Consider the following 13463-nt stretch of genomic DNA (forward strand, 5'->3'; position numbering starts at 1 on the left):
AGGCCACAGGGCTAAAGGCTGGGCATTGCCAAAGAGCATAATACGAAAGCAATCAGTTGAAAAAAACGAGCAACGCGATAAATGCCGTGCACACACCCAACGTACTCAATACTCGGATCACCGAGGTTGGATATTGAGTTTGAATGTCAGGGTAAATATAAAAAAGATACGATATGGAAGGAATACCGATATAAAAACTGCCCAACCTTGAATTTGGCGGTAACGTTAATGTGGTCAATGCCAGTGCATAAACAAGAAAGAACAGTGTAAACAACCACTCTGCACGTGCGTAGTGCTTGTACTTAACAAGTACTATCAGTAGCGGTAAAAATATCAATTCCATTATTTTACAGTCGCTCTCAAAGTCGAGGTTGAGATAATAGGTATTGGAAGAAAACAACTTGTCCATTTGCACAAGGTTGCTCAACAAACCCCAGTCTAAGCAATAGCTTTGCAGAAGCCTTATTGCTCTGGCTGACACCTGCAATCAAGTAATCCCAACTTTGACCTTGAATTGAAATATCAATAAAGCCTTGGAGCAATTCGGTCGCCAACCCTTGTCCCCAATACGGCTCACCTAGCAGGTAACCAATATGGGCATCACGTTTACTTCCTATAAACGCAAACATAAAGCCAATAATAACATTAGCTTCTGTATGTTTGACGACAAAAAGACGACTCTCCACTACCATACGTTTAAACCATTTTTTGGCATCAGAAAGTGAATCGATGTGCTGAAAATGTGGCGGCAAGTTTTCAACGACGGCAGGTGTTAACAGCTCAGTGACTCGAACCTGCAATGGCGATAATTCAGCTGGCGCTATCTCAGAAAATAATTCCGAAACCTCCAATCTTGATGTTTGATAATGTAACGCCATATTGGCTCACCTTGTTATAAACAATTTTTCTGTGTCATAAGCTAACATCAATCTGAACTTGTACGCATCAAGATGTAGGCATAATCCTACAATAAAACACGAGTTTGCTCATTGATAAAAGGGTTAGGGTTTTTCCTATAACTCAACTGCTAACTTAAAGTATTAACTCAACTTGTCACTCATCATCGTCAAAGCAAAGGAGTATAACCGGCATCGCTTAGCGCAAAAACCTATGGTCAAAGCAAATAAATCACTCGAATCGCAAAATCCATAGGTGACAGAAGCACTACAAGTGATAAAATAGCGCCCATTCAACTCAAATTTGGACAACGGTAATGCGCGTAAGCAAGTACCTGCTATCAACTCAAAAAGAAACTCCTGCAAACGCAGAAGTCGTTAGTCATCAGTTAATGTTACGTGCGGGTATGATCCGTCGTAACGCATCTGGCTTATACAGCTGGTTGCCGACAGGTTTGCGTGTACTACGTAAAATCGAAGCGATTGTTCGTGAAGAAATGAACAAAGCCGGCTCGGTTGAAATTCTTATGCCTATGGTTCAACCAGCTGACCTTTGGGTTGAAACGGGTCGTTTTGAAAAGTTTGGTCCTGAACTACTTCGCTTTCAAGACCGTCACAATCGTGACTTCGTACTGGGTCCAACTCACGAAGAAGTCATCACTGACATAGTGCGTAAAGAAGTTAACTCTTACAAGCAGTTACCACTAAACCTTTACCAAATTCAAACTAAATTCCGTGACGAAGTTCGTCCACGTTTTGGTGTAATGCGCTCGCGTGAATTCTTGATGAAAGATGCTTACTCTTTCCATATCGATCAAGAAACCATGGATGAGACCTATGAAGCGATGTTCCAAGCTTATAGCAACATCCTAACTCGCTTAGGTTTATCATTCCGCCCTGTAATGGCAGATACTGGCTCTATCGGTGGCAGCATGTCACATGAATTCCATGTATTAGCTAACAGTGGTGAAGACCTAATCGCTTACTCAACGGAAAGTGATTACGCTGCAAACATTGAAAAATGTGAAGCGCCAATGCCAACTGAAACACGTCAAGCAGCCACCAGCGAAATGACGTTAGTTGACACACCAAATGCTAAGACCATTGCAGAACTTGTTGAGCAACACGGTATTGCGATTGAAAAAACGGTTAAGACATTGATCGTTAAGGGTGCAACTGAAGAAGCCCCATTAGTGGCTATCGTTATTCGTGGCGATCACGAACTAAACGAAGTTAAAGCTGAGAAGATTGATGCGGTATTAGCGCCATTTGAGTTTGCAGATGAAGCAGCAATCCTTGACGCTATCGGTGCAGGTACTGGCTCTATTGGTCCTGTTGGCCTGAACATTCCAGTATTTGTTGATCACAGCGTCAGCATCATGAGCGACTTTGGTGCGGGTGCAAACCAAGATGGTAAGCATTACTTCGGCATTAACTGGGAGCGCGACTTACCAGAGGCTGCAGCATTCGATCTACGTAACATCATCGAAGGTGAGCCTAGCCCATGTGGTAAAGGGGTTATTGCCCTTCTTCGCGGTATCGAAGTGGGTCACATCTTCCAGTTAGGTACTAACTACTCAGAAGCGATGAATGCCAACGTACTTGACCAAAATGGTAAGTCTAAAACCTTACTTATGGGTTGTTACGGTGTGGGCGTAAGCCGCATGGTTGCCGCAGCAATTGAGCAGAACAACGATGACCGCGGTATTATCTGGCCTGACGCGATTGCACCGTTCACAGTTGGTATTTTACCAATGAACATGCACAAGTCTCATCGCGTTAAAGATATTGCTGAGCAGCTATATCAAGATCTAAACGATGCGGGTATCGAAGTGATGTTTGATGACCGTAAAGAGCGTCCAGGCGTAATGTTTGCCGATATGGAGCTTATTGGTATTCCGCATGTTGTGGTTATTGGTGATCGTAACATCGATAACGGCATGTTCGAATACAAAAACCGTCGTACAGGTGAGAAGCAAGATATCCCACTAGACCAAATCGTTGAGTTCTTAAAGGCACAACAAGCTTAATTGCTAATGTGCTAAAAGCGCTAATGTTATAGCCCGCTAAATCAATAACAACGCCGATGCTTGCATCGGCGTTTTTTTTATATCTGCCATTTGCGCTAGTTCTAATAAGATTTGTTTAAGTTTTAAACTTGCGACTTGAACATCTCAGCCATCTCACATATTCTAAATTTAAGCAGTTTCTTTTGAATCTGTTTAACTTTCAAGCGATAAGGAGCGTCGAATTGCCAAATAAAACGGCCTTAGTACTGGGTGGGGGTGGCGCTAGAGCCGCCTATCAAGTTGGTGTGCTCAAGGCGATAGTACAGTTTTACCCTCGCAATCATGGCATTCCTTTTAGAATCATCTGCGGCACTTCTGCAGGTGCAATTAATGCCACCTCTATCGCTACCCATGCTTCTTGTTTTCATTTAGGAGTACGCAAGCTTGAATGGGTGTGGCGCCATGTTCATGCCCAAAAAGTCTACCAAGCATCCATTAGTGGGGTATTAAAACACTTAAGTAAAATGGCGCTAAAAGGCCTGCAAAGTGATGGAGTGTCAACGACAGCCGGAAGCCTATTCAATAGTGAACCATTACGAGGTCTACTTAATAATCTCATCAGTTTTGAACGGATCGATCGCAATATCAATAGCGGTGCACTCGAAGCTGTTAGCCTAGATACGTCCTGCTATAACAATTCCCGTTCGGTAACATTTTTCCAAGCTAATGCCCATGTCAATGATTGGCAAAGGGCTAGACGTCACGGCGTCAGAACGCGTCTCAATACCGATCATCTGTTAGCGAGTTCAGCCATACCTATGGTGTTCCCATCAATAAGGTTAAATCAAGAATATTATGGTGATGGCTCGGTACACCAATTAGCGCCATTAAGCAGCCCGATTCATTTAGGGGCTGACAAAATCATGGTAATAAATCTTGAAAGCCCTCACAAAGTACAGGCAAAAGAGTTAGATCACCATCCAAAAACCGCGACTATTGCGGGTCATTTACTCGATACCATTTTCTCTGACACATTAAATAGTGACTTAGAAAGACTCGAGCGTATCAACTCAACACTTAGCTTGATCCCTGAACAGAGCCGTGATCAACTATCACTGAAAACCATTGAAACATTAGTAATAAAACCAAGCGAAGATTTAAGCACAATGGCGTCGCGCTATTTTCAGGATATGCCGTTTGCGATTAAAACCATGCTGAAAACACTGGGCATCAATGAACATTCAGACTCGAGTATTGTGTCTTACTTGTTGTTTGAACAAGGCTATTGCAGTGCTTTAATCGACTTAGGATATGAAGATGCAATGTGCCAAATTGATGATATCAAAAGATTTTTCAATATCAATTAAACCGACTACAGTGAGATCAACTCGCTTTTTTTGTTAACAAAATAGCGTTCGCAACACTTTCGCCCCAGTCTTGATAAATCAACTCTCCAGGATGAAATCCATCTATCGCCATTGCGGTGGTATCGAGTTGATGGCCAAAATCAAGTAGCGTAAAGCTAGACTCCTGTTTGGCAAAACGTTCTAAATGCTGGTTAAATTCTTTACTTCTTCGCCCCAAAAACCAACGTAATGGCTGTGGAAGAACCGGGAAATCGCCCATAGGTGGTACCCGCGTCAGTATCAAACGTTGACACCCCAACTCGCGGGTGACTAACTCGACCAAAGCGTGTTGCTGGCTTATCCACTGGTTAACCGTTAACGGGCTCAGTACATCATTAACACCAAGCGATACCACCACGGCATCAAAATGCATAGTGTGCTGCTGCGTGAGTTCCAACTGCAACATGTCAATGGTTTGCAGAGTGTTATGGCCTGACTTTGCCAGTAATCGCCAATCAACCTGATAGCGCTTGGCAAGCGCGCTTACCACCACACCCGCTAAAGCCTGCTGCTGACGAGCGACGCCGACTCCAGCAGCGGCACTGTCACCCAAAATCAGTAGCGATAATCCCGCGCCATTCCCCACAGAGCCTTGCCTAGGTCCTGCTGCTTCTGGCAATTTTGGAGTATTTTTTTTAACTCTGTGACCTTGTAAAAAAAAGAAGGGGGCTAACAGGATAAAAATGAGGTAATGCAAAACCTTACTCCTTAAATACCAATGCTTAAAAGCCACGCCTTAAATACCATTGCATTAATAATAGGGCTTAAAAAGCAGCAACGAGAGTGTAGACTAAATCTATTTTATAACCGTTTACGGTAGCGAAGCTTTACCGACGTTACCGGCTAGCTTAGCCTTGTAATAAAAATATCTCTGCTTTTTCCATGCGTCTAGGCTTGCCGAGCAAAATTAGAATATCACCAGATTTTATCTGCCAATCCAGTTCAGGGTTGTCAACTTCAGCACCCGCTCGCCTTACCGCTCTTAGCTCGACTTTAAGCTTCTCCCATGGAATATCAGCTAGGGTTTGCCCAACCGCATTAGCCCCTTTGGGCAGTGCGACAGCATGCAATAATTCTAAAGTAAAGTCGGTTTCAGCACCTGAGAAAAAACCATGTAGATATTGGTAATGATTTCGCCGCTCAGACTCTAATCGTTTTAATATCCTCGCCAGCGGCACACCACATTGATATAAGACTTGAGATACAATCATGAGGCTGCCCTCAAGTGTTTCAGGAATAACTTGGCTTGCTCCGGCTTGCTCTAACTCTTCCATGCCGGTGTCATCACGAGTACGCACTAAAATCTTAGCCTCTGGAGCCAGTTGGCGACACAAGGGTAAAACCTCTTCGAGAATGCGGCCACTACTAAACGTAATCACAATAAGCTTGGCTTCACGTACTTTAGCTTGTTTTAGGATACTTCTTTTACACACGTCGCCAAAATAGACTGGCTCTCCGGCGATTCTCGCCTCTGAGACTCTTTTAGGATCGAGATCCAAGACTAAATAAGGAATGGCTTCGGTTTTCATAAACCTGGCGATGGTTTGCCCCACCCGGCCATAGCCTAAGATAAGGACCAGATCGCCTTTTGCATCGACCTGTACGTTCATCGACTCATTGTTATCAGTCTTAGGTTTTAACCCTTGCAACATTCTAGCGATATCAACACTGTGCCTGACTAACCATGGCGCTATTGCCATAGAAAGTACCGCAACCATCACTAAGGTTGTACTGGTCTTGTTATCAAGCAATTGATAGTTAACTGCGAGGGCCAAAACAACAAAACTAAACTCCCCCACCTGAGCCAAGCTCAGCGCCGTTGCAACAGAGGAGCGAAAAGACTCTTTAGCAATCTTTAACAAAGAGAACACCACTAAGGCCTTGCCTAAGATCACTGCGATAAGAATAAAAATAATTTGCCACCAGTAATCGGCGACTAACTGGAAGTCGAGCAACATACCGATAGAAATGAAAAAGAGCCCCATCAATAGGTCTCTAAAGGGGCGAATATCCGCTTCTAGCTGACGACGGTACTGACTTTCTCCAAGTAGCATACCAGCCATAAATGCGCCTAATGCCATCGATAAGCCTAGCCATTGCGTAATGGCACCAGTAACCAAAGCAACCACTAAAGTGGAAAGCACGAACAGCTCATTTGAGCGTGAACGAGCAACCTCATCAAACAGCTTTGGCAAGGCCCACTTGCCAAACGCCATCAGTGCTATAAATGCAAGGCTCCCCTTTAGTAAGGCAAAAACCACCTCGGTCCACAACAACGGCTCTCCATCACTAGCTAAAATAGGCAGCAGGATGAGTAAGGGAACAACCGCAATATCTTGAAATAACAGCACACTGACAGAAAGTTCACCATGCCTGCGCCTCAGCCAGCCTTGTTCATTCAATAGCTTAAGAACAATAGCCGTGGAAGAAAGTGCTATAGCAGAGCCAACAACCACAGACTCGGTCACACTGAGATTACATAATAGCGCTATTCCCATACTTAAAACGGTAGTCACAATAACTTGCGCACTACCTAAACCAAATACAGTACGGCGCATTGCCCACAGTCTAGGTAGAGAGAATTCAAGCCCCAAACTAAACATCAGTAATACCACACCCAGTTCGGCAACTGACTGCATTTGATGTTGAGTAAACCAGTGAAAACCACTAGGACCGCTTATCACTCCGGTTACTAAATAAGCCAAAATAGCGGGCAAACCAGCACGCCTTAAGATGGCGATTGAAACAATGGCAATGACCAGCATCAGCAATATTTGAATCAGAAAGCTGTGTTCCATGCGTGCGGTGTTCTCCTTAGCCCATCGATATCCGTCAAAATATCGACACCAATATTCCCCATTCGATTAACTAGAGATTAACTTAATGGCAAATAAAGACAAATGATTATTCCTATCACATCAATTTTCACTTGTTCCTGCTGTTGTTCAAGTTCAATACAGTTCAGTGAAGAGATAATAGAAATGAAAGTAAACGAACTAAAGCGAACTCTTTGTTACTGGAGTCTAAGTTAGCGAATCCTTAGCTATCAAGCTCATAGTTACTGGGGTCTTAGCTAGCTCGTAGTTACCTAACTCTTAGCTAATAAAGTATGGATCAACTGTCGAATAACGACGGATATGACCCATTGAGGTAGAAAAGGGCTAATTAAGAGGCTGTCAATGAGCCTAAAAGGCCTGCGCCAAACCTCGATTAATCGATGCACAACAGAACCAAGGCACGATTTTTGCTTATTAGATAAGGTAAGTCATATTGACGCTGTAATAAAAACACCGGGAGAAAAACCAATGGAACTTGGCTTAGCAACAGAGTCCTTCCCTATCAAGTATCGCCAACAGACTGAGATAGGAATGTCGACGTCTTTGGATATGGATCTTGTCAATATTATCCAGCAACTGCATCAACACTTAGATCCTAGGACAGTGTTTGCCTGCTTTGGCCAGATTATGGGACAACATTTGCCGCTCTTCGGTGTACGGCTAACTTATAAACAATATCAGTTTCATTGGGGTCAAGCATACGGCTATACCTTCGAGCAAAAGCTGACCTTTGCCGGCCAGCAAGTGACTATAGACTATAATCTAAAAGCCACCTTGGTACCGTCACAAACCTTGATGTTAAATCAGCTTAAAGACCTAGTGTTACAGCCGCTTATTAACGCTATTCAATATCAAGAGATGTCGCAGCAGGCCATGTATGATGCACTCACCAAGCTAGGCAACCGTCATTACTATCAACAATCTCTAAAAAAGGAGATTGCTCGAGCCAAACGTAACCAAGGCAGCTTTTCTCTCATTGTCTTAGATATAGACAATTTCAAACAGCTTAATGACGATTTTGGTCATCAGTTAGGTGACAGCGCCTTAATTGAATTTGCCGATATGCTCAATGCTACGATAAGAGACACTGACCAAGCATTTAGAATTGGGGGAGATGAATTTACTTTGCTGGTACAAGCCGATGTTGATGAGGCTCGAATTTTGTGCAACCGCATCCTTAATGCGCTTGTCAATCATCACTACTTGAAACAGTATCAAGTCAGCACCAGTATGGGCGTTACCCAGTGGCGAGATGAAGATACAGAAAGGAGCCTATATCAGCGCGCCGATAATGCCTTATATGAAGCAAAAGCGGCGGGTAGGCAATGCTACCAAATTTGTGCCGCTTAATCGCTGTCAGGAAGGGGGATAAACAGGGCCTACAGCCCCTCAAGCATGTATAAAACTCAGGTTGAGTCCCAAGTCGTGCTCGCAGGCTAAATAGGATTTCTCTACCCAGTAACCACAAGCGGCCACTAGTTTACCGTCATAACACAGCAGAGGCACTCGCCCACGCTCCCAAGGGGGTAATCCGAGCTCTTGCCACAACTTCTTTAGCTCCCGTCCTTTATTACGGTTATGGGGCTGACATCGCGTGCTACCTGGCAGTGCAAATACAATAGAAACCTTTTCTAATTCAGTTGGTAATCTAAGTCGAAAACCTGTCGTACTGGTTTGCGCAGCTAGAAGGCTACCCGTTGGCAATGAAACTCCACCACTCAATAACACATCAATATGACTGAGTGTTAACGGGGAGTAAGCTTTCTTCGTGATATGCAACGTCGAACTTAGCGATAAAAAGTAACCATCTCGCTTGAAGCGCCTGATAACCACATCTGCGAGCCGTATCTCGACACTCGCATCAATCTTAGCCTCTAACAACTGAGTTAAGATCTGCTCACCTTGTACCTTAGAGGGTGGCGCCAAGCCTAACGACTCCATATGGCCGCGCAGCAACAGTGACTGCCAGGCCTTAGAGTAAGTTGCGAGCTTGTCTAAATCTAGGGTGCACTCCCCTGCTTTTTGATGTTGAAGTTGCGGTAATCTCAGTGCAGTCTCTTCATCGATAACAGATTGCTGCAGAGCACATAATTCGGCGCTGCGACTAGCCGTTGCCGCAATGGCACTCCAACGCTGCTTAAGTGTTGGAATAACCTCCAAGCGAAGAAAGTTTCTATCGTATTTATCATCGAAATTACTTTCATCTTGGATATGGGTAATATTGTGCTGTTTTGCGTAGGCTTCAATCTCTACTTTACTAAAATCTAGCAGTGGCCTAATTAACCAGTTTTCTTGCTCAAAGCGCTGCACCTTGCCCATGGCGGCTAAGCCTTTAGGACCAAGACCTCGCTTTAATGCCAGCAGAACGGTTTCGAGCTGGTCGTCTTGATGGTGCGCCGTCATCAACACATCACCGTGCTCAAGCTCCGATAACAGTGCCTGATAGCGAACAGTGCGTGCCTGCGCCTCTACGCTCAATCGTGGGGCGAGCTTAACCTCGACTCGCTTAATCGCGCAGCCAAGTTCATAGTGCTGCGCCTGAGAGATACAGTGCTGCGCCCATGTGTTGGCATTACTGCTTAAGCCATGATGAACATGGACCAAAAGACACTCAATATCTAAATTGGCTTTAGCGAACTGTGAGAGGCCGTGAGCCAATATTTCAGAGTCAACACCGCCACTGTATGCCAGCACCAGCTTGCGCTTTTGCAGCCTAGCTTGTTCACCCGTTACCTCGGCTTGCACTGAACGCTGGGGTAACAGTTTAATACACTCTAAAATAGAGGCAGCAATATTCATATTAGAAAGCCATTACCTTAAAAACAGTCTTAAAAACAGTCTTAAAAAACGATCCTAACCTTGCCTGAGCCCGCTAACGACTCCAGCGCTAACATCAGTTCGTCGGTTGGATTAACCCGCCAGTTATCGCCTAAAGTAAACTGCGCTTGTGACTGCGGCTGAGCATAGTTTATTACCACAGGTACAGCACCGGCTTTCCATGGCTCGACCGCAGCCTGAAACTGATTGAGCCACTGATCGTCAACCTTGTCTGATTGCAGGTCAATTTCAACCGCGTTAGCAAAATGGCTACGCGCCTCGCCCATATCAATGATGTTGCGCGCCGTCATACGGTTACCGCCAGAGAAATCATCAAAACTGACTTCTCCTTCGATAATCAAGATGCGGTCTTTTTCTAATAGATGATTAAACTTCTCAAAGGCTTCGGTAAACAACATGATTTCAAGCCGCGCACTCTTGTCATCGAGTGTTACAAGACCCATCTTGGAGCCGCGCTTAGTCATCATCACACGCGTCGCAACCACAAGCCCAGCGGCTTTCATGGTTTTACCGCGCTCTGTAGGATGCACATCTTTTAATCTGCCAGAGGTATAGTGTTTTAGCTCTTTTAAATACTGATTAATCGGGTGACCAGTAAGATATAAACCTAAGGTATCTCGCTCGCCTTCAAGCCACACTTTATCAGGCCAAGGTGTACATTCAACAAACTGCTGCTTACTGTCTTCTGGCTCACTATTAAGCAAGCCAAACATATCATGTTGCCCAATCGCTTCAGCTTTGGCGTGTTGGTCAGCGGCGCGAATGGCCTCAGGCAATGTCGCCATCATCGCTGCGCGATGTGGACCGAGATTATCCAGTGCGCCAGCGCAAATCAGCTTTTCAATTACGCGGCGGTTAAGCTTTTTCAAATCGATTCGGGCGCAGAAATCAAATAGATCAACAAACGGGCCGTTTTCTCGAGCCTTAAGAATTGAATCGACAGGACCTTCGCCGACCCCTTTCACAGCACCGATACCATAAACAATATTTAAGTCATCATCGACGGTAAATCTGAATAAACCTTTGTTCACATCTGGTGGTAGCAACGGCATTCCCATGCGCTCACACTCATCAACCAAGGTGACAATCTTATCGGTGTTATCCATATCCGCCGACATTACTGCCGCCATAAACTGCTGTGGATAATGGGTTTTTAACCAAAGTGTTTGATAAGACACTAATGCGTAAGCGGCCGAGTGAGATTTGTTAAAACCGTAACCCGCGAATTTTTCCACCAAATCGAAAATCTTCATCGATAGCGGACCATCGACGCCGTTTGCAATCGAACCGGCTTCAAACGTGCCACGCTGCTTGGCCATCTCTTCAGGCTTTTTCTTACCCATTGCACGACGAAGCATATCGGCGCCGCCCAAGGTATAACCCGCAAGCACCTGAGCAATCTGCATCACCTGCTCTTGATAGAGAATAATGCCGTAAGTCGGTGACAATAGTTCTTTAAGCGAGTCATGCTGATATTCAGCATCAGGATATGACACTTCCTCGCGGCCGTGTTTACGCTCAATAAAGTTATCTACCATGCCTGATTGCAACGGACCCGGCCTGAACAGTGCTACTAGTGCGATCATATCTTCGAAGCAATCTGGCTGAAGACGTTTAATCAAATCTTTCATACCACGAGATTCCAGCTGGAATACCGCGGTTGTTTCGTAGCGTTGTAGTAATTTAAAGCACTTAGGGTCGACCAGTGAAATAGACTCGATACGAATGCGCTCTTCGCCATTCTTATCTTTCACCTTGTTGATCATCTGTAGCGCCCAGTCGATGATGGTCAGCGTTCTTAGACCCAAGAAGTCGAACTTCACAAGACCTGCGGTTTCCACATCATTTTTATCGAACTGAGTAACCGGGTTTAAGCCTTCGGTATCACAATAGATAGGCGAAAAATCGGTGATTTTTGTCGGGGCGATAACCACACCACCGGCGTGTTTACCGGCGTTACGTGTTACCCCTTCAAGTATGCGGCACATATCGATAAGATCTTTTACATCTTCATCGCCATCATAAGACTCTTGCAGACCCGGCTCGATCTCAAAAGCTTTTGCTAGCGTCATCCCAGGCTCTGCCGGGATCATCTTAGATAGGCGCTCAACGAAACCATAAGGATGGCCCAGCACACGACCAACGTCTCGAATAACCGCTTTCGCCGCCATGGTACCAAACGTAATAATCTGTGATACCGCATCACGGCCATATAGCTCTGCAACGTGATCGATCACTTCATCTCGTCTATCCATGCAAAAGTCGACGTCGAAATCGGGCATAGATACACGTTCAGGGTTAAGGAATCGCTCAAACAGTAAATCGTATTCAAGTGGATCCAAATCGGTAATGTTAAGCGCATACGCAACGAGCGAGCCCGCACCAGAACCACGACCAGGACCAATGGGGATATCGTTATCTTTACCCCATTGAATAAACTCCATTACAATAAGGAAGTAACCAGGGAAACCCATCTGGTTGATCACCTTAAGTTCGATATCAAGACGTTCATCGTATTCAGGACGTTTTTCAGCCCTAACCTCAGGATCGGGGAATAAAAACGCTAAGCGCTCTTCTAGGCCTTTTTCAGACACATCGACTAAGAAGTCTTCGATGGTCAAATCACCTGTCGGGAAGTTAGGCAAAAAGTATTCATGCAATCTCACCGTAGCGTTACAGCGCTTAGCGATTTGTACGGTATTTTCAATCGCCTCGGGAATATCTGCAAATAGCTCACACATTTCGTCGCTATTTTTGAAGTATTGCTGGTCGCTGTATTTCTTTGGTCTACGTGGATCGGCGAGAGTAAAGCCATCATAAATTGCCACGCGGATCTCGTGGGCATCGAACTGCTCTGGCTTATTAAATACCACTTGGTTAGTCGCAACTACCGGCAGACCTTTTTGCTCTGCTAGCGCCACAGCCATATGCAAATAGCGCTCTTCGTCTGGACGACCTGTGCGCAGCAGCTCCAAATAATATCTATCGGGGAAATGGGTTTGATAGAACTCAATTAATGAGTCTACTTGGCCTTGGTTCTCTTTTAATAAAGCTCGGCCAACATCGCCATCTTTGGCGCCAGAAAGCAGGATTAGCCCTTCGCTATATTTTACCAACCACTCTTGGTCAATCACCGCTTTATCGTTAATATTGCCGCGCAGATACGCATCACTAATCAACAAGGTTAGATTTGAATAACCGGTGTTGTTCATCGCTAACGCAGTAATAGAGCAAAACTCGTCAAAACCTGGGACTTTTACCCAAAAGTCGGTGCCAATAATCGGCTTAACGCCGTTACCATGACAAGCCTCGTAAAACTTTACCAAACCGCACATATTTGTCTGATCAGTTAACGCAACCGCAGGCATTCCAAGTTCGACCACTTTTGCAATAATGGGCTTAACTTTAGAAAGTCCATCAGACATAGAAAAATCGCTGTGGACGCGCAAGTGAACAAAACGTGGATCAGACATAATT

9 protein-coding genes are annotated in these 13463 nt (G+C 44.9%); 3 read left to right on the forward strand and 6 right to left on the reverse strand.

Annotated elements, in window-relative coordinates; genetic code table 11:
* Window positions 1-52 precede the first annotated feature (52 nt).
* Entirely contained in the window at window positions 53-343 is a 291-nt protein-coding gene (locus tag ACVBIL_RS08335) for a hypothetical protein (protein WP_447166517.1), read from the reverse strand.
* A gap of 16 nt (window positions 344-359) precedes the next feature.
* Complete coding sequence (locus ACVBIL_RS08340) at window positions 360-878, reverse strand: GNAT family N-acetyltransferase (RefSeq protein ID WP_447166518.1); 519 nt, start codon at window positions 876-878, stop codon at window positions 360-362.
* 335 nt (window positions 879-1213) lie between these two features.
* Here ACVBIL_RS08340 and ACVBIL_RS08345 point away from each other — a divergent pair, with 335 nt between their 5' ends.
* Window positions 1214-2926, forward strand: coding sequence for a proline--tRNA ligase (locus ACVBIL_RS08345; protein WP_447166519.1), 1713 nt, complete (start codon window positions 1214-1216; stop codon window positions 2924-2926).
* A gap of 221 nt (window positions 2927-3147) precedes the next feature.
* Window positions 3148-4272: a patatin-like phospholipase family protein gene (locus ACVBIL_RS08350; RefSeq protein ID WP_447166520.1), complete on the forward strand. Its 1125-nt coding sequence runs from the start codon at window positions 3148-3150 to the stop codon at window positions 4270-4272.
* 16 nt (window positions 4273-4288) lie between these two features.
* Here the strand turns inward: ACVBIL_RS08350 and ACVBIL_RS08355 are convergent, their stop codons facing one another.
* Window positions 4289-5008, reverse strand: coding sequence for an SGNH/GDSL hydrolase family protein (locus tag ACVBIL_RS08355; protein WP_447166521.1), 720 nt, complete (start codon window positions 5006-5008; stop codon window positions 4289-4291).
* Window positions 5009-5159: 151 nt separating this feature from the next.
* Window positions 5160-7109, reverse strand: coding sequence for a monovalent cation:proton antiporter-2 (CPA2) family protein (locus tag ACVBIL_RS08360; RefSeq protein ID WP_447166522.1), 1950 nt, complete (start codon window positions 7107-7109; stop codon window positions 5160-5162).
* A 507-nt stretch (window positions 7110-7616) separates the two neighbouring features.
* Here ACVBIL_RS08360 and dgcS point away from each other — a divergent pair.
* A complete protein-coding gene (dgcS, locus tag ACVBIL_RS08365) occupies window positions 7617-8498 on the forward strand; it encodes a diguanylate cyclase DgcS (RefSeq protein ID WP_447166572.1) in 882 nt (293 codons plus the stop codon).
* 39 nt (window positions 8499-8537) lie between these two features.
* Here the strand turns inward: dgcS and tilS are convergent, their stop codons facing one another.
* Window positions 8538-9947: a tRNA lysidine(34) synthetase TilS gene (gene tilS / locus ACVBIL_RS08370; RefSeq protein WP_447166523.1), complete on the reverse strand. Its 1410-nt coding sequence runs from the start codon at window positions 9945-9947 to the stop codon at window positions 8538-8540.
* Window positions 9948-9988: 41 nt separating this feature from the next.
* Window positions 9989-13459, reverse strand: coding sequence for a DNA polymerase III subunit alpha (gene dnaE, locus ACVBIL_RS08375; protein WP_447166524.1), 3471 nt, complete (start codon window positions 13457-13459; stop codon window positions 9989-9991).
* Window positions 13460-13463: the final 4 nt, after the last annotated feature.

The sequence above is a fragment of the Shewanella sp. 125m-7 genome (genome assembly GCF_052977045.1).